The organism is Pseudoalteromonas sp. SCSIO 43201, from assembly GCF_023716725.1.
Taxonomy (GTDB): domain Bacteria; phylum Pseudomonadota; class Gammaproteobacteria; order Enterobacterales; family Alteromonadaceae; genus Pseudoalteromonas; species Pseudoalteromonas peptidolytica.
This window is the reverse complement of record NZ_CP072684.1, coordinates 235,719-254,806: the sequence shown is the minus strand read 5'-3', so window position 1 is coordinate 254,806 and position 19,088 is coordinate 235,719. Positions and strand designations below refer to the sequence as shown.

Sequence of the window (19,088 nt, the reverse complement as noted above, 5' to 3'; positions counted from 1 at the left end):
CCTACAAACAATAGGGGCATAAAATGAGGTGGGTATATTATTTAATTAATTGGATTATATCAATATTTTTGTTTGTATATTTTTTGGTTGATCTTTTTTTAACATACTGGTTGTGGGTATTTAATTTATTTAACCTTTATTTTTTAATTTTTATTTCGCATTTTTTTAAATATTAATGATTTTTTATTTTAAAATGTTGAGTTGTTTGATTTTTGATCTTTTTGGGTTTTTTTATTTAGGTTTTAAAATTTTAATGATGATTTATTTTGAATGATTGGTTTGTTCGGTTTTTGATCTTTTTGGTGGTTTTTTATTTAATATTTTAAATAAAGCATAGCGAGTAATCAATTCGATCTTATTTATTCCTTAATTCAGCCGAGGAGTGTGGTCCACTCTAATATTAAGCGGGCATTGCTCATTTATTGAAGGTAGCCGTTGACTGCTTAAATAGCTAATTTCACATCTATAATGAGGATAAGAGAAGGAAAGCTGCTTTTTTTAGATTATCATGGGACTTTTTTGGTTCTTAGTGGTCTTGATTTGTACCAAGACCAAAACCAAGATAGAGTATCTTTTGTTAAACAAAGATCACCGCCCTGGTTTGGTTAAGAACTAGGCTTTAAGCTAGGTTTCACATGCTCTTTCAGTTCTTCGATCTGTACCCTGAGTAAATTTTGAAATGGCAATGCTTTTAAGAACATTCAACCTTACACCGTCTGAAAAAGTGAGATGTATTGAGGTCAGGAGAACCCGAACTACAGTGGGTTTTGACACGAGAGGAGGCCTCCTTTTGGCATTAAAGGCGCGCTTCCTCTTGTAAAAGTTAGCTATAGAGAAAACCGATAACTGAGTGTTGCGCTTGCTTGGTATTGTCTCATCAGCTCATCATCAAAGTGCCAGCTACAGGTATTTTCTGTTGCAGGGTCAAGGTCGCACGTGACTTTCGAGCCATTGTTAAGCATTGTTGCTATCCAACGTACTTGCGCTCCAAAATGAAAACCGGCACCTACATCATACTCTAAACCAGTATAAAGACCTGTAGCAAAGAATGTGTCTGAGTCGATAAAGTTAGGATTAACAAAGGTAGCACCAATTTGTGCACCAAGGTAGACATCGAGGTTTTCAGTAAGCGGTCGTACGACAGCACTTTGAAAAAACAAATACTCCATTTCAACTTTGTTGAGTGGGTAGGCTGTTAGCTGAGTTTCGGTTGTACCATAATAAAAGCCATAACGGCCTTGTGGCACATACTTATCGATACTGATCCCAAAATGAGAATCATCCTCTAGTTCGTACTTTTGGTGACGCGAAGTTTCAATATCGCTACTGAATGATTCACCACCATAGATTGATATGCCAAATTCACCAAAGTCGGCTGCGGTTACGGCATTGGAAGTTGTGAAAGCCAATGTCGCAGCAAGGGTAACTAATTTCATATATTCTTATCCTTGATCCAGAGTAATGCTTGTGTAATGAGCGCAGAGTATATCAATGATGAAAGAAAATAATAATCCGTAAAGCGTGATTTGCTTGCATTTCTTCACATTGATTTTTATCATTGCGATGTTATTGACTTGGAAAAGCATTTTGCAGCTAATATTACGCATACTTATCACCTTGTTCGTGGTGGCTACTCTTAGTGGTCAAAGCGCTGCTGCGTCTATGGCAGCATGTGAAATGCACAGTACAAATAACGAAGCAAAAACTCACAGCAAACATACGCAGTCTGAACATCATCAAATGATGAGCGCAGAGATGGACTGTTGTGACCCTAAAAGCGCTACACAGTGCAATGAATGCACCTGTCCAACACACATGTGCTCAACAAATTTAGCTGCTTTTTCCTTAAACGAATGGCTCGCGCTGATCGCGTTACACAGCGATAAACTTAACTTTGTAAGCGGGCAGCTAAGTACTTACCCTCAATCTCTTTATAAGCCACCGATAATCGCCTAGCCACAGGGCAGATCTGCCTTTTTTATACTGATTTATATCTATCCATCGGATCAGGTGGTGTTTTTTTATAATGTAATTTTCAAGGCTTTTGTGCTTTGAATCATGTGCGAGGTTAGCATGAGAAAACTTTTTCTAATGTTGGTGCTATGGGTAATGAGTGCTGTGGCATACGGTAAACCCCATATTGAACTAGAAGTATTTAAATCCCCAACTTGTGGCTGTTGTGAGCTTTGGCTCAACCATCTCACCGCTCAAGGTATTTCGCACCAGGCGACAGATCTAAATTATTTAGGCTCGCTTAAAAACAAATTTGGTATCAAACAAAATTATCAGTCTTGCCATACTGGTGTTTCTAAAGATGGCTTTGTATTTGAGGGTCATGTACCTGCCAAGTTTATCAAGCGCTTTCTACAAGATGAAACGCTAACACAAGACAGCAATAACATTGGGTTAAGTGTACCAGCAATGCCAATTGGCTCTGTGGGCATGGAAATGGGAGAGCGATTTATGCCATTCCAAGTGTTGTTACTAAAAAAAGATGGCAGCTATGAGGTTTTTGCTGAAGTGAGTCGCTATGAGGAACAGTTCTAATGAAAGTAATCATCTGTGTCCTGTTTGCAGCTATTGTGTTTTCTGCTTCGCTGCGAGCAAATACAATGACACTGGAAAATGCAATAAAAGTAGCGATACAACACGATCCTTGGCTTAAATCTAGTAATCATCGACGTTCTGCGATGTTGTCCATGAGTCGTGAGGCGCTAAGCTACCCAGATCCACAAGTAAGCGTCGCTACAATGAATTTACCAGTCGATAGCTGGGAGTTTAACCAAGAGGGCATGACCCAACTTAAAGTGGGTGTCATGCAAATGCTCCCTCGTGGAGATAGTCTTGAAATCAAAAGTACGCAATTAAAACTTAATGCGAATAAGCAGCCGATATTACAACTAGACCGACAAGCTCAGGTACGTCGTGATGTCTCTCTTCTTTGGTTGGATATGGTACAGGCAAAGAAAACGTTATCGTTAATTGAACGCGATAGCGTGCTTTTCGAACAGATGGTTGAAATCGCAAACGCGAGTTACGCTAATGCGGTTGGGCCGACTCGTCAACAAGATGTCATCAGAGCACAGCTCGAGGTTATGCAGCTCGACGATAAACGTTCAGCGGCTTTTCAACAACTTAATATCGCCAAAGCAAAACTTGAGCAATGGTTACTAGATGATTCTCTGTACAATAAAAAAACACTACCAATATCTATTGAAGACCACATTACGTTACCTAAGATCCCCTTTTTGGCACCTCAGTTTTTGCGTGAAGGTCATGGTGACAGCCAAACGCTTGTGCAGTATTTAGCACGACACCCACAAGTCGTTGCTGCTGATGTCACGACCTATCAAGCAGAACAAGGTATTAAATTAGCTGAACAAGCTTATAAACCGCAGTTTGCTTTGAACGCAAGTTATGCCTTTCGTGATGATGCGCCGAATAAAATGTCACGCTCTGACTTTTTTAGCGTGGGTGTCTCGTTTGATCTGCCACTCTTCACTGATAGTAAACAAGATCAAGCAAAGGCCGCAGCTATTGCGGAGTTTGAAGCGACTAAGACTGATCGCTTGATAGTGTTAAAGCAACTATTTGCGAATTTGAACGGTGAAATTCAGTCAATTCAACGTTTGCAGCAGCGCCGCTTCCTTTACGAAAAGGCGATTGTGGCACAAAGTGCAGAGCAAGCAGAAGCCGCGTTGACAGCGTATACAAATGACGATGGTGACTTTGCTGAAGTAGTGAGGGCGCGTATTGCCAAATTGAACGCGCAATTATCGGCGCTTGCTATAGATATTGCCTTGCTCAAGGCGGTAGTACGCAGTAATTACTATTTGACCCAAGTTGCCAAGGAGACCACACATGAACAGTAACGTTAAGCTAATACTAGTTGGGGTAGTTACTCTAACATTGGGCATGTTTGTTGGTTTGACTCTATCTACAAATGGCGAGCAAGAGATTGCAACGAATGAAGCGCAGGCCCCACTTTACTGGGTTGCTCCCATGGATCCCAATTATCGCCGTGATAAGCCAGGTAAATCTCCAATGGGCATGGATTTGATCCCTGTATATGAAGAGGAGAGCTCTAATGCTGCCTTTGGTGAGGGGGTTGTGGAGATTGCCCCCCATGTTGAAAACAATATGGGGGTTCGCAAAGCACTGGTAAGTCGGGATATGATGTCTTATCAAGTTCAGACAGTGGGTTATATCCAATACAATGAAGATAGCTTGGTACACATCCATCCCCGAGTTGAAGGCTGGATTGAAAAGCTTTATGTGAAAGCCGCGGGAGAGGCAGTAAAACAAGGTGAGCCACTTTACACACTATATTCTCCTCAGCTTGTGAATGCGCAAGAGGAGTATCTGATCGCACGTAAACGCAATAATAAAGCACTTGTCAGTGCAGCACAGGAGCGTCTTAAGGCGTTACATTTAAGTGAGGAATTTATCAGTACACTAAAACGCACAGGCGAAGTACATCAAAGCATTACTTTTTATGCTCGCCAGTCCGGGGTACTCGACGGTCTGCAGATCAGAGAGGGGTTTTATGTAAAGCCAGGTACAACACTCATGAGTATTGCCAAACTAGACGAGATTTGGGTTGAAGCTGACGTATTTGAACGTGATGCAATGCTGGTCGCTCAGGGACAAGCAGTTTCCATGAGGTTGGACTTTTTACCCGGTAGAACGTGGCGAGGGCAAGTTGATTATGTCTACCCCTCACTCAATGAAAAAACACGAACACTCAGAGTCAGGCTCAGATTTGACAATAGTGATGCGTTATTAAAGCCAAATATGTTTGCGCAAGTAACGATTCATGCAGATTCTCGTGATCAGGTATTACAAGTGCCAAGTGAAGCGGTGATCCGTACAGCCAAACAAAACCGTGTTGTCGTTGAAGTTGCACCCGGTAGCTTTAAATCAGTTGCTGTTGAACTAGGGCAAGTCAGTGGTGAAAACATTGAAATCCTCAATGGTCTTAACGAAGGAGACACAATCGTTACGTCAGCCCATTTTTTGATTGATTCTCAATCTAGCATTACCTCTGACTTTATGCGTATGGCGCCAGTTGCTGAGGCTAAGTCTGTTTGGATTGAAGGAGAAATTCAACGCGTGGACTATCAAAGCCGTGTAGTGAATATCGATCATCAACCTGTACCTGAGTGGGAATGGCCCGAAATGGTGATGGATTTTACAGTGGCTGAGAGTGTTGATATTGACACACTAAATGCAGGACAGGTTTTGCACTTCGAAGCGACAAAACAAGACAATGGCAGTGTATTACTCACCGGTATTCATATTATGTCCGACAGCAGCGAGGATAATGATACACTACCTAGTGCAACTGTCGGTGGTGTGATCAATGCCATTGATATTGATACCCGAGTGTTGAATATTTCTCGCGACGCCATCAAAAAGTGGAACCGCCCAGCGACGACGATGGATTTTGTGGCCGCTCATCATCTTGATTTAAGTCAACTGAAACAAGGGATGGCAATTAGCTTCACCTTTGAAGTAGGTGACGAATTTGTGGTTACTGACATTAAAGCTGCTGATGAGATGTCAGTAAATACACATACAGACCACTAGGAGCGCGTATTATGATCCAAGCTATCATACGTTGGTCGGTGTATAACCGCTTTTTTGTGGTATTGCTGACCTTAATGACTGTTGGTATTGGGCTATTTACCTTAAAAAATACGCCAGTTGACGCGATCCCAGATCTGTCAGATGTTCAAGTCATTGTAAAAACCCCCTATCCTGGGCAAGCACCACAAGTAGTACAAGACCAGGTAACGTTTCCACTCACCACGGCAATGCTCTCCGTGCCTGGTGCAAAAACGGTAAGGGGCTATTCTTTTTTTGGTGACTCCTATGTGTACGTTATTTTTGATGACAAAACAGACCTTTATTGGGCACGTAGTCGCGTACTTGAGTATCTAAGTCAAGTTGCACCGCAATTACCTGAAGCAGCAAAGCCGCAACTGGGGCCTGATGCTACGGGCGTGGGCTGGGTGTATCTGTATGCGTTAGTAGATAAAACCGGTAAGCACGATATTAGTCAGCTACGCAGCTTGCAAGATTGGTTTTTAAAATTTGAGCTGCAATCGGTTGCTGGTGTATCTGAAGTTGCGCCAATTGGCGGTATGGTTAAACAGTATCAAGTACAGGTTGACCCCAATAAACTGCGTGCTTATGGCATTCCCCTAACCCATATTCAGCAGGCTTTACAGCGTGGAAACCAAGAGTCAGGGGCATCTGTTATTGAAATGGCTGAAGCTGAATACATGGTAACCAGCACAGGATATATTCAAAGTGTTAAAGATATTGAAGCAATACCACTAGGCCAAGCCGTTAAGGGGACTCCACTAACGATTGCGGATGTTGCGTCGGTCAATATTGGGCCACAAATGCGCCGTGGTATAGCGGAGCTTAACGGCGAGGGAGAAGTTGTTGGTGCAGTGGTGGTGATGCGCTTTGGTGAAAACGCGCAAAATACCATAGAGGGTGTTAAACAAAAGCTGGCCCAGTTGCAAAAGAGCTTACCGGAAGGCGTTGAAGTGGTGACCGTTTATGACCGCTCTGAGCTTATCAGCAAAGCCATTGATAACCTTTGGTCCAAGTTGCTCGAAGAGCTAATGGTGGTGGCGTTAGTCTGCGTTGTATTCTTATTCCATATTCGCTCCTCTATTGTTGCGGTGGTCACTCTACCACTGGGGATATTGGTTGCCTTTATCGTGATGTACTTTCAAGGGGTGAATGCCAACATTATGTCCCTTGGTGGCATAGCCATAGCGATTGGGGCGATGACAGATGGCGCAATCGTGATGATTGAAAACATGCACAAGCACATGGAGAAAACGCCGCTCAACGATGAAAACCGCTGGGAAATTGTCGCTAAGTCAGCCTCAGAAGTAGGGCCTGCACTATTTTTTAGTTTGTTGATTATTACAGTGAGTTTTTTACCTGTGTTTATTTTAGAGGCGCAAGAAGGACGTATGTTTGCCCCGCTTGCGTATACTAAAACGTATGCGATGGCCGCTTCGGCGGGGCTTGCTATTACCCTTATTCCAGTTTTAATGGGCTACTTTATTCGCGGCAAGGTTGTTCCTGAACACAAAAACCCCGTAAATCGAGTTTTGGTTGGCGCATATACGCCATTGTTGAGGCAAGTTTTACATTTTCCGAAGCTTACACTTATCGCTGCTACCGCAATTACCATAGTGGGATTCTATCCGATGGATAAAATCGGGAGTGAGTTTATCCCGCCACTGGATGAAGGGGATCTGATGTATATGCCAACCACTTATCCAAGTATTTCCATTGGCAAAGCGAGAGAAATTCTACAGCAAACGGATAAGCTGATTGCGACTGTGCCAGAAGTCAAAAATGTCTTTGGTAAGATTGGCCGCGCGGAAACGGCCACCGACCCTGCACCATTGACTATGATTGAAACCTTTATTCAATTAAGACCCAAAGACCAGTGGCGTGAGGGGATGACCACTGAAAAACTAAAAGCTGAACTTGATAAACTCGTACAATTCCCCGGATTGACCAATGCTTGGGTAATGCCAATTAAAACCCGTATTGATATGCTCGCAACGGGAATAAAAACGCCAGTGGGCATAAAAGTAGCAGGTCCAGACTTAGATACCATTCAGCGTATTGGTCAGGACATTGAGCGCATACTGAACAAAGTAGAGGGCACTGCCTCTGTCTATTCAGAGCGGGTAGCTGGCGGACGTTACGTTAAAATTGATATTCAGCGTGATAAGGCCGCGCGATTTGGGTTAAACATTGCTGATGTGCAACAGGCCGTCGCAACTGCAATTGGCGGGATGGACGTGACGCAAACTGTGGAAGGCCAAGAGCGCTATCCGGTGAGTTTACGCTACCCTCAAGACTTACGAAATTCCCCTGAAGCGTTAAAGCAGCTCCCGATTGTGACGGCTGAAGGACTGAATATTGCCCTTGGTGACGTTGCGACCATTTATATTGAAAATGGCCCGCCCGGTATCAAAAGTGAAAACGCGAGAATAAACGGATGGACATTTATTGACTTAGATGGGGTAGACATTGGTAGTTACGTGGACACGGCTAAGCAAGTGCTGAATGAACAGCTGGAGCTGCCAGCAGGCTACTCCATCAGCTGGGCAGGGCAATACGAATATATGGAACGTGCGAAAGCAAAATTAGCCTATGTGGTGCCACTTACACTTGGGATCATCGTTGTTCTACTCTATGTAAACTTTAGAAGGTTGAGTGAAGTGGCGATTATCATGGCAACGTTACCAATGGCCATGATAGGTGGGCTGTGGTTACTATACCTAGAGGGGTTTAACTTTTCTGTCGCGGTTGGGGTCGGTTTTATTGCACTGGCAGGTGTCGCGGTTGAAATAGGGGTAATAATGCTGGTGTATCTCAATCAAGCTATAAGTGAGCTGAAAGAAAAACAACAGATTATGACTCCTGAGGCTATAAATAACGCCATTTTAGAAGGGGCGGGTAAGCGCATTCGCCCGGTTATGATGACAGTGGCGACCATTATCATTGGACTATTACCTATCCTTTACGGCTCAGGTACAGGCTCTGAAGTAATGAGTCGCATTGCTGCGCCTATGGTTGGTGGTATGGCTAGTGCACTTTTGCTCACTTTGATTGTGTTACCAGCAGTTTATATGCTGATGATCCGCTGGAGGGAGAAAGTGGCTGGCTAATCGGTAGCGGAAAAAGTTTGCCTTAAGTGCGCTAATATGAGGGGGGGTGAACGGCAAACTTTTAGCTACAAGAGCCGGGAACTGTGGTTAAGAGGCTAAAATCTTAACCACATTTCCTTGGCGCACTTATTGCTTTATAAGTGTGTCAATTACCAAGGAGTGTATATGTATATTCAAAATTCAGCGTATTCGCCAGTGTATAGTTCGCGTAAACAAATTGGTGATGCGAGTAACAACACCATAGAAGGTCAAGGATTTGCCAACCCCGTGGCAAAAAGTTCGGAAACAAACTCTTTTATGGCAGCTGCAAAAGCGGTTCAAGAAAAGACGTCGAACAATCCGCAATCGATTTATCTTGTCAAGCATTTTGAGCAAGCTGAAAAAATAGCCCATGAGTCCTTAGTCAGCTCAAGCCATAAAGTCGGCAGTCGTGAATATAACATTGAGATGTATCGCGAAATGATGACGAATATTGTGGAAATGCCTATAGAAGTAGAGATTGCACCAGAGGAAATGAATCAAGCTCTGTTATTCAACCATTTAGGGTTAGATTTTAAAGAGTATAAAACTATTTCTGTGCGCTCTGAGCTGTTTTCTATGCTTGAGCAAAAAGTGGATCAGGACAGTACACTACTCAAGTCAGATAAAGCGAAGTTAACAGCTATTATTGCAGATATGCAAGACCGACTGGAAGCCGCGCAAGCAGCGCTGCTTGAAGGCGAAGATGTTGCTGAGCGCCTGCAAGACAGTAAAAAAGCTATCTATGACTCTTATGAGCAGCTTAAACTGGGTAAGGTAAGTCAGCGAGACTTACTTGCGGCTTTATAAGTCAATCTGAGTTAGCTTATTATTTTTAAATCTCAGGCTGAATTAGCATGTGGCTTGCTGAGTCACGCTATCAGACCTGGGTGCCTCAAAGTGTGTTTAATCACAATGATCCGAAGCTCAGTTAACTACCTTTGTCCATCGTTTTTTATTGCCATGAGATGATCTCTAGATGTAACTTCCATTGGCGTGGCCTTGCATCCTCAAGTACAATGAACGTTTTCGATTGCAACACACCGGAACCTTCCAATGGAAATCAAAGTAAATTACCTCGATAATCTCAGAATTGATGCCAAGTTTGACGACTTTTCTGTCATTGCAGATCAGCCCATTCGTTATAAAGGCGATGGTTCAGCACCAAGCCCATTCGACTATTTTTTAGCGTCTTCAGCGCTTTGTGCAGCTTACTTTGTGAAGGTGTATTGTAATGCTCGCGATATTCCGACAGATGGTATTCGCGTAGCGCAAAATAACATTGTTGATCCAGAAAACCGCTATAACCAAATTTTTAAAATTCAGGTTGAGTTACCGGAAAGTATTTCTGAAAAAGACCGCCAAGGTATTTTGCGCTCAATCGACCGCTGTACCGTGAAAAAAGTGATTCAAACTGGGCCGGAATTTCAAGTAGAAGCAGTTGAGAGCCTAGAGGATGACGCTCAAGCAATGCTGATGGTTGATACCAGTGAAAGCGATAGTACTTTTATTTTGGGTAAAGATCTGCCGCTTGAACAAACGATTGCAAACATGACCAAGATCCTGTCTGACTTGGGTATGAAGATTGAAGTTGCATCATGGCGTAATATCGTGCCACACGTCTGGTCACTGCATATTCGTGATGCTGCTTCGCCAATGTGTTTCACTAATGGTAAAGGGGCAACCAAAGAGAGTGCACTTTGCTCAGCACTTGGCGAGTTTATTGAACGTTTAAACTGCAACTTCTTTTATAACGACCAATTCTTTGGCGAAGAAATTGCCAATGCTGAATTTGTTCATTATCCGAACGAGAAATGGTTTACACCAGGTGCTGATGATGCGCTGCCTAACGAAATCTTAGATGATTACACCCGCGAAATTTACGACCCAGAAGGTGAATTACGTGGCTCACACCTTGTTGATACAAACTCAGGTAATGTAGCGCGCGGCATTTGTTCTATTCCTTATACCCGCCATTCAGATGGTGAAACGGTATATTTCCCATCAAACCTAATAGAGAACTTATTCCTAAGTAATGGGATGAGTGCTGGTAATAATCTGTTTGAAGCCAAAGTGCAGTGTTTATCTGAGATCTTTGAACGTGCGGTGAAAAAGCAAATTATCGAACAAGAAATTGTGTTGCCTGATGTACCAGAGTCTGTACTTGCTAAATATCCAGGTATTGTTGAAGGGATCAAAGGACTTGAGGATCAAGGGTTCCCAGTTGTGGTTAAAGATGCGTCTCTTGGCGGTCAATTCCCTGTAATGTGTGTCACGCTAATGAATCCAAAAACAGGCGGTGTGTTTGCTTCTTTTGGGGCGCATCCAAGTTTTGAAGTAGCGCTTGAGCGAAGCTTAACCGAGCTGTTGCAAGGGCGTAGCTTTGAAGGCTTAAACGATGTACCAAAACCTACGTTTAACAGCATGGCAGTATCTGAGCCGGAGAACTTTGTTGAGCACTTTATCGATTCAACGGGCGTGATCTCATGGCGCTTCTTTAGTGCAAAGCACGACTACGACTTTGTTGAGTGGGATTTTACAGGCACTAATGAAGAAGAATGCGATAAGTTATTTGGCATTCTAGAGGCGTTAGGTAAAGAAGCTTATATTGCGGAGTTCACAGATTTAGGCGTTGCTTGCCGTATTTTAGTTCCGGGATTCTCTGAAGTATATCCAGCCGAAGATCTGATCTGGGATAATACCAATAAAGCACTGCAATATCGCGAAGATATTCTTAACATTCATTCACTAGATGACGAAGCATTAGCTGACTTGGTTGAGCGCTTAGAAGACAGCCAGCTTGATAATTATATCGACATTATCACCCTTATCGGCGTTGAGTTTGACGAAAATACGGTGTGGGGTCAGCTTACTATTCTAGAGCTTAAGATTTTGATTTATCTAGCGCTTGGTGATATCGAAGCGGCTATTGAACTGGTGGAAACCTTCTTGCAGTTTAACGACAACACCGTTGAGCGAGGCTTATTCTACCAAGCAATGCACGCCACACTCGAAATTGCATTGGATGACGAGTTAGAAATAGAGGATTACATTCACAACTTTACTCGTATGTTTGGTAAAGAGGTGATGGATGCAGTTATTGGCTCAATTAATGGCGATGTGAAATTTTATGGTTTAACGCCTACTAACATGAAGTTAGAAGGGTTAGACAAGCATCTGCGTCTTATTGAGAGTTACAAGAAGCTTCATACAGCAAGAGGAAAGTTAGCACAGCGCTAATCTTTACTTTTTAAAGTAAAAGCAAGATAGCATGACTGCTATCTTGCTTTATAGTTTGACGGACTGTTGAGCATTATGCGGTTGAAGCCACAAGTGCTCATTACAACTCACAGAAATACACATCAGCTTAGGCAGCTAACCCCAAACCTCAGGGCTCCTCTTTGATACAGTTTTGCTCTTTAAACTTTGCCTTTGCATCTTGATATATAAAAGAGAAGTCTGCTGTACGTGGTGTAAATATCGGTTTGCCGGTATTCTTATCACAGTCGGTTGCGATCCCGCCTGCCGCATGACAATTCATACAAGAGGAGCTTTTATAATAAAGCGCTTCTTGTTTACCTAATGGCTGATTTCCTAGTTGTAAAAATGTCTCAATCACCTCATTAGTTAGATAAACAGGGTGGGGCAACCCACCTGAATAATTGGTGAGCTTGGTTTCAATTGTATCACTTGGTTGGCCATTAATATCAGTCATTGGCTTACTGCTGTTATTAGTTGAATACTGCGTACCAATTAGTTTGTAATATTGCAGAACAGCGTTTTCTTGTTTGAATAGCTTAGAAATATGCTGATTCACTTTTTCAACAACCGGTGATATTTGTTCCAATCGAACCACTTGAGTAGGCTTAGTGCCTCCTACTGGGTGATTGATTGCGCATGTTGGACATTGCTTATCGAAAAAGGTTGGAGAGTTGCCCCAAACATTACCCTGATGTGAAAAGGTTGCGTAAATCCAATTACTAGATGTGCCGGTTTTCTGCATTATGTGAAATCCAACTACGCCAACTTCTTGTTCTTCGACTTTAAATGAGCCTGTTTCACCATTTTGTATTTGGTGGTAGCGTTTTACGGGCAGTGTTGCGCGAATGTACTTACTCGGATCATCAGACTCATCGAGTATTTTCCACGCTACCTTTATCTCGATAGCAAGGCCTGGCGGCTTAGGGTCAAAATTGGTCAGGTCTTGTGGCAAGTTACAAGTGGGTAATGAGGAACCACTGGAACACGCTAAAAAGCCAATCGTATTCATGTTGATGCACATGCTACTCGCGCTCTGGCTTTTGCATGCCCAACTATAAGTTGGGTTATTCGCGAATTCGATTTGGCCATCTATGCTATATAGTTTATTTTTGGTAATAAAATTGAATACATAGGGACTAACAAACTTCTGATAATATACAGGGTTGTTTTTTTGATCAGTTAAAATTGCCTGTTTTTTCGGTGTATTTTTGGGCGCAACTTGCTCCACTGCAGATAAAGGCTGCATCATGGCGAAGTTTTTGGATATTTCCCAGTTTTTTGGAGGCGCTGCATCTGCTGTGAAAATAGTCTCGGTTTCACGCCAATTTATCCAAAGTGGAAGCGGGCAATTGGCGCCTGAATCGGCTTCACACACTTTTAGATTATTTTGCGTGAGCTTATAGTTTTCGTCCAATTGCCTATTTAGCGCAGTAAAGCTCAGCCATGAAAATAGCGCGTATCGGTGATCCAAATAATCAAGCTTCTGCGATTCATTAGGCTTTACAGGTTTTAACTCTTCACACGACTTCACTAATTTATTGTATGCGTCAAGCGGGTAGGGTTTTTGCTGAGTCAAGTCGTTTGGAAAAGGAAATGGCTCTGTTAATGTGCATTCATCTTTGACTAGCCAATCTGGAAAAATGCTGTATTCAGTAGCAAAAGTACCAGTACTTACGAATAGTAAAGAGAGTTTCGCTATTACACTTTTCATGATTATTTCCTTTTTTTATAAGGTGAAGAATATAAATATGACTTGATATTAAATTCTGATGCTGATGTAAGGGTTATTTTTATATAGTAACCAGTTTGTACTTTCAGGTTGAGCCAAGGAGTTAAATTAGTGCTTAATTCTTTTTCTGTTATTTTTCTTAGCGAGCTCAAAAAGCTATCTTGTAGATAATTTTCGTCAAGTCTTGTTATCCAAGGTAATTCAATTTCAATCTTTTCTGACAACTCCGTTGAATAGGAAAGCCCAACTTGTATTTCATCTGATACTTGAACAATAGTATTTAATAACTGTTTCAGCAGATATAAGTTTCCTTTCCAGTCTAGATCTTTGAGTAGACTAGGAAGTCTTAACGTTTCTAATTTAAAAACGAGTTTAGCTCTAAATTCCTTTCTACCAAATGTAAAACTGAAGTGGTTTATCCTTGTGCATTCTAAACTAGGAAGTAACTCTTTTGTTTTGTTTAAAAACTCAGGAGCTAAAAATTCAGATGCGTTAATTATAAATGAGCTTAATAGGCTAAAGTCAGAAAACTGACAATGTTGTGTACTTACACAAAATGTTGGAGCTGTGCTATATCGACCCTCTTCATAGTCAAAGCTAAACCATATTAAATTTACTAATTTATAAGCAGGGGAGTGCTTCCTATTCGTTATAAACTCATTTATTCTAAGGGCGTATTTATTTGGAGTTTTTTGATTTATATAGGATGAAACGCTGTCTAAATTATGAGGAGAGCAGTAATAACATACTAAAAAGTCAACAGGATCTTCAAACTGATCAATTCTCTTTTCAAAACATATAGCGTGTATATTTTCAGGGATTTCACTGACAATTGTCTGAAGCTCTTCTAATACGGTATTATTGAGATGTTGAACCTCACTATCAAGTGCAATGCTGTAAAGCTCACTTTTACTATATTTCATGATAAATGCGGGTGAAATGCCAATTTAACTTAATTTTGGTTTGTTTTTTGTGCATGATGTCAACAGTATTAGAGATTGACTATTTAAAAAATAAATAACTCAACTTTTATTACTGACAGGGACTCACTACAAAAAATACACGCTTGATTAAGATAAAAAAATCACCCGCTGCTCCTATGTATTACCAAATTGTTTTGATCGTGTGTTGAATTTCAGGTCTTAGTTCTGCTGATAGTTGATCCCACAGATCATCTGTTAATCCAGTTTCTAAAGAAATTTCAGTAATAATGCGTTTTTGATCTGCTGTTAAATCAAACTCTGCCATCACTTCGGCCAAGTTATCGGTCGCTCGTTGCTTCAAAACTTCATCGTTAGTTACATTATAGATGTAAGAGATTAAACCAGTTGGTAGTGTTGTATTATCACTCATTTTTCATTTCCTAATTTTCATAGTTTTGGAGATATAAGGTTTTAGTACCAGCCTTATCATTTAAGTATTCGTTATAAGCGTCATCTTTCATTGTGTTTTTATTAAATAGTAATACTTTGTATAAAAAGTAATAATAAAAAGCACGATGTGAACGATATCCAGCAAAGCTTGATATTTTTTCTTCGAATTCTTGTAAGCTATCTATATTATCTAAATTAGCCAAGTAGTTGAGCATGTTATTATAACCCAACCAGCCAACATTATTAGAATTTTTTGCAAGGCTTACCCCTGTTGATGAGTAATTTTTTGCTTCATCTTGATATTTTTTAAAATTAGCTGAATCTTTTTGTATTGAAGCATGTATTAGTTTAAACCACGCCCATATCCCATTTGTTGCTGAGCTAATGTCATTTATATTAATATTTTTGGAAAGCTCAGCTAAATCGTTCATGGCGCTTTGTGCCAAATCAACCTTACCAGTGAGTAACTGTGATAGCGCTTTAAAAGCAATACAAGTGAGTTCAGAACAAAAGCCGTAATTATCAGTTATGGCTTGAGAGCTATTATCGAAGAAGCCCTCTTTTGGTAACGTATCGACAAGCGCAATTACTTTGTCAAACTCTCCTAGCGAAAAGTAGGATTGCGATAAAAGCTCGAAGATCACTGGATGTTGGTGAGGTGGATATTCGTTTTTGTTTTCGTGCAGCTGTAATCCAATATTATGAGCTTTTAATATATCACCGGTAGCGTAGGCGTGTAGCCATTCACCTCTCATCGTAATGAAGCGCTCTTTAGGGTCTAAAATTGTGGCGAGTTCACTGATATTTTGAAGCACGTGCTTTTTAGCCAACGTGTCTAGCCAACCATTGTATGCAACCCGTGATGAAGCAAGCGCATTTTTAATTTTATGGAGTAAAGGCTGGTTATCAATTAACCCATTTTGAAAGAAGTTTAATGCTTCTGCATAGTAAATACTGGCCTCTGCGACAGAGTAGATGGCAGCAGCACTTTTTGCTGATGTTAGTAATAATTCAACAGCCGCATTATGATCTCCCACTTTTGCTAAATGATGGGTTGTAAGTAGGGGCTGCTTTTGGCTCATTCCTGTATTGTTGAGTACTTCAATTATACTCATGTGATGTGCATATGATTCATGCTTACCCATACTTTCATAGGCAGCATCCCTTACCAAAGCATGTTTAAAAATGTAGCTATCGTTATCAACACGACGTTGATGCACGATAAGATCGTTAGCCATTAACTCATTTAAGTCGTTTTGAATTTGGCTTTCACTTAAGGATGATGTAGCAATAAGTAAATTGTATTCAAACTCTCGGCCGATGGTTGCCGCCAGTTGCGCTGTCTCTTTGGCATGATGAAGGTTGTCGAGCTTTTGTTGCAGTGATTCTCTTAGGCTGGTTGGAACTTGCTCCAATTTATCAGGTGCCAAAAAGTCGATGACTCCGCCTTTATCTCCAACCAGTGCTTTCTGCTTTAGCATGTTGACCAGCTCTTCAATAAAAAGTGGGATCCCATCTGTACGGCTAGTGAGTACAGTAAGCACTTGTTCAGAGACTTGGCGACCGTCAAATAGATTAATGATAAAGTCCTCGGTCGCTTTGGCCGTTAGCTTTTTCAAACAAACATCGACTAAGGTTAAATCTTTTAACTGGCTAGGTACATCTTGGCGCGATGTACTCAGTAGTACATTGCCAGACGTTAATGCGCCCGCAAAATGATGTAAAAACTCTAAGGTTGTATTATCTGCCCAATGAATATCTTCAATAATATAGAGCTTAAACTTACTTATCCCATGGCGGTTTGACAGCAATAATGCACATAACCCTTTAAATAACACTTGTTTTTGCTCATCAGGTGCGAGAGTTGAAGGTGCTATATCATCACCAAGAGAAATATTGAGCCAAACAAGCAGTACAGGAATGGCCTGAGTCAAATCAAGCTCACTGTCAATGCTTGATAACACGTAGCTAAATACGGTATTTGCTGAATGGGCATCAAGCTGATCTGTATTAAATAGATACCTTACTAAGTTAAGTATTGGGTATAAGGCATTGTTTTGATGCTCAGGCAAACATTGAGCGACCAAGTGTTGGTATTGTGGAGCATTAGCACGGATCTCTTGTAATAAACGAGATTTACCTATACCAGCTTCGCCATGAATATGCGCAATACGTGTTTCGCCCTCAATTTCTGTATTAATGAGTGACAGTGTTTGCTCAAGCTCAGCATGGCGACCAACTAGCTCATGGTTATTTTTAGTACCGCGCATAAAGCCAAACGCTTCGACGCGACGTTCACCCTGTAAATTGTATACTGGAGTTAGCTCGAACAATGGGCCAATTTGTAACTGGCCGTACAGGTTAAACTCTGAAAAAGCATCTAGGAGTGAGCGCGATTCTGCACTACATAAAATTTGTCGCTCGCCAGCTTCACGAGAGAGTGCTGCGGCAATATTTGCATGATGGCCTTCAGGAACAGCGTTGGCATAAGTAATAAATACTCCGCTATGAATACCAATATGGGCATTGAGTGAGACTCTGTGCGCTTCTTGCATCAATGCATTTCGTTTGGCAAGTTCGCTTATCATTTCTAGCGCTGTGCGCGCAGACAAGCGTGCATCATTATCACTGCTTACGGGGTAACCAAAATAAAAAAGACAAGTATCGGCTAAGTTCCCAACATGGTAGGCACCGTAGCGGGTGGCAATATCGATAAAGTGATTACGTTGAGACTTATAAACTGTGTCAATCACATCGTAGTCTTTATCATGGTTGTCGAGCGCTTTAACACTTAAGCGTACCGCTAAAACCGTAAGCTGTTTACGCTCAGTAAGTGCCGTATACTCTTGAATTGCGCGATGATCTGGATCGTCATCGCGGATCATTATTGTTGTTTCATCGTAACCGTGTTGTGCCTTTACGTCGCTAAGTACACCGACTAGATTGGAAACGTTCATTCGAGCGAGCTCTGAAAACGCCTCGGTTGCTGTTATGACACGTTCTAGTGCACTTTTATGCAGTACTCTTCTTAACAAACCTGCCAGAGGATGACCGAGCAGGGCGCTTGGGATAGGAATATGTACGTCACTGAGTTGTTTATGGTAAATTGACGCAACACTGGTGCCGGTTACTGCTGGCACACCGGTCAAACATTCCAAAAAAACCAACCCCCAAACATACAGATCTGACTTTGCTGATGCAGGCTCTCCCCTTAATTGCTCTGGCGCGCTATATGATGGTGTACCGAGAGTTTCTTGGGTGAGGGTAATCGTCTCAAAATCATGCTGGCGACTTTCTTGCGCTAGGGTACCAATACCAAAATCGAGTATTTTGGCATAGGTTTTTGCCCCTGATTGGCTCAACATAATATTTGTGGGCTTTATATCCCTGTGAATAATACCTTGTTGATGAGCATGGATAAGGGCATCCAAAACCTGCAACATAATATCAGTGGTATAGACAGAATCAATAGCGCCATTTTGACTTAAATAGTCTCTTAATGTTTGCCCTTCAACATACTCAAATACACCAAACATTAAATTTTCATTTAATTGCCCTTTATCTAATAATCGAACAATATTTGGATGATTAAGCTGACTACAAAGCAGAGTTTCACGATTAAATCGCTCGGCATATCGTTGTTTTTTTGTGACATCAAGTTGTGGCTCTAATGCCAAAAACTTAAGTGCCACGAACTGCCCTGTATTTAATTGACGAGCTTTAAAAACTTTGCCAAAACCACCTTCCCCAATCTTTTCAAGTAGTTGATACTTGTCAGACTGAAAGACATCGACAATATGGTTGTCCGAAAACTGAGTCAGAGACATACGATTACTAATTCTTATTCTATATTAACATAATAGGTTAATTGGAATGTAAATACTTGTCTAGTATGAGATTATCTATTATTTAAAAAAATTAAACAGGCTGAAGCAGCAAGTTATAAACTAGTTACGTCAAACTCAAGTACCATAATCTTTTATTTATAGA

12 protein-coding genes are annotated in these 19,088 nt (G+C 41.3%); 7 read left to right on the top strand and 5 right to left on the bottom strand.

What is annotated here, in order from left to right:
• Positions 1 to 827 precede the first annotated feature (827 nt).
• The gene (locus tag J8Z24_RS17875; RefSeq protein ID WP_252095887.1) at positions 828 to 1,436 is read right to left on the bottom strand and encodes a hypothetical protein; all 609 of its coding nucleotides are present in this window, start codon (positions 1,434 to 1,436) and stop codon (positions 828 to 830) included.
• A 151-nt stretch (positions 1,437 to 1,587) separates the two neighbouring features.
• Between J8Z24_RS17875 and J8Z24_RS17870 the strand changes: the two genes are divergently transcribed.
• The 7 genes from J8Z24_RS17870 to J8Z24_RS17840 all read left to right on the top strand — a co-directional run bounded on the left by J8Z24_RS17870 (position 1,588) and on the right by J8Z24_RS17840 (position 11,975).
• Complete coding sequence (locus tag J8Z24_RS17870) at positions 1,588 to 1,956, top strand: hypothetical protein (protein ID WP_225740810.1); 369 nt, start codon at positions 1,588 to 1,590, stop codon at positions 1,954 to 1,956.
• Between the two features lie 117 nt (positions 1,957 to 2,073).
• Positions 2,074 to 2,547, top strand: coding sequence for a DUF411 domain-containing protein (locus J8Z24_RS17865; protein WP_252095886.1), 474 nt, complete (start codon positions 2,074 to 2,076; stop codon positions 2,545 to 2,547).
• Positions 2,547 to 3,872, top strand: coding sequence for a TolC family protein (locus tag J8Z24_RS17860; RefSeq protein ID WP_252095885.1), 1,326 nt, complete (start codon positions 2,547 to 2,549; stop codon positions 3,870 to 3,872). Before J8Z24_RS17865 ends, J8Z24_RS17860 begins: the two co-directional genes overlap by 1 nt.
• Positions 3,862 to 5,589, top strand: a complete 1,728-nt coding sequence (locus J8Z24_RS17855; protein ID WP_252095884.1) for an efflux RND transporter periplasmic adaptor subunit — start codon at positions 3,862 to 3,864, stop codon at positions 5,587 to 5,589. The genes J8Z24_RS17860 and J8Z24_RS17855 overlap by 11 nt, the downstream gene beginning before the upstream one ends.
• Before the next feature lie 11 nt (positions 5,590 to 5,600).
• Positions 5,601 to 8,717 carry an efflux RND transporter permease subunit gene (locus J8Z24_RS17850; protein WP_252095883.1) on the top strand — a complete coding sequence of 1,039 codons (3,117 nt, stop codon included), beginning with the start codon at positions 5,601 to 5,603 and terminating at the stop codon, positions 8,715 to 8,717.
• Between the two features lie 165 nt (positions 8,718 to 8,882).
• The gene (locus J8Z24_RS17845; protein ID WP_147390266.1) at positions 8,883 to 9,545 is read left to right on the top strand and encodes a hypothetical protein; all 663 of its coding nucleotides are present in this window, start codon (positions 8,883 to 8,885) and stop codon (positions 9,543 to 9,545) included.
• A 246-nt stretch (positions 9,546 to 9,791) separates the two neighbouring features.
• Positions 9,792 to 11,975 (top strand): OsmC domain/YcaO domain-containing protein, encoded by a 2,184-nt coding sequence (locus tag J8Z24_RS17840; RefSeq protein ID WP_252095882.1) that lies wholly within the window; start codon positions 9,792 to 9,794, stop codon positions 11,973 to 11,975.
• Between the two features lie 148 nt (positions 11,976 to 12,123).
• Here the strand turns inward: J8Z24_RS17840 and J8Z24_RS17835 are convergent, their stop codons facing one another.
• The 4 genes from J8Z24_RS17835 to J8Z24_RS17820 all read right to left on the bottom strand — a co-directional run bounded on the left by J8Z24_RS17835 (position 12,124) and on the right by J8Z24_RS17820 (position 18,925).
• The gene (locus J8Z24_RS17835; protein WP_252095881.1) at positions 12,124 to 13,707 is read right to left on the bottom strand and encodes a hypothetical protein; all 1,584 of its coding nucleotides are present in this window, start codon (positions 13,705 to 13,707) and stop codon (positions 12,124 to 12,126) included.
• A 2-nt stretch (positions 13,708 to 13,709) separates the two neighbouring features.
• Positions 13,710 to 14,648, bottom strand: a complete 939-nt coding sequence (locus tag J8Z24_RS17830) for a hypothetical protein (RefSeq protein ID WP_128729831.1) — start codon at positions 14,646 to 14,648, stop codon at positions 13,710 to 13,712.
• Between the two features lie 181 nt (positions 14,649 to 14,829).
• Complete coding sequence (locus J8Z24_RS17825) at positions 14,830 to 15,078, bottom strand: hypothetical protein (RefSeq protein ID WP_252095880.1); 249 nt, start codon at positions 15,076 to 15,078, stop codon at positions 14,830 to 14,832.
• Positions 15,079 to 15,088: 10 nt separating this feature from the next.
• The gene (locus J8Z24_RS17820) at positions 15,089 to 18,925 is read right to left on the bottom strand and encodes a TOMM system kinase/cyclase fusion protein (protein WP_252095879.1); all 3,837 of its coding nucleotides are present in this window, start codon (positions 18,923 to 18,925) and stop codon (positions 15,089 to 15,091) included.
• Positions 18,926 to 19,088: the final 163 nt, after the last annotated feature.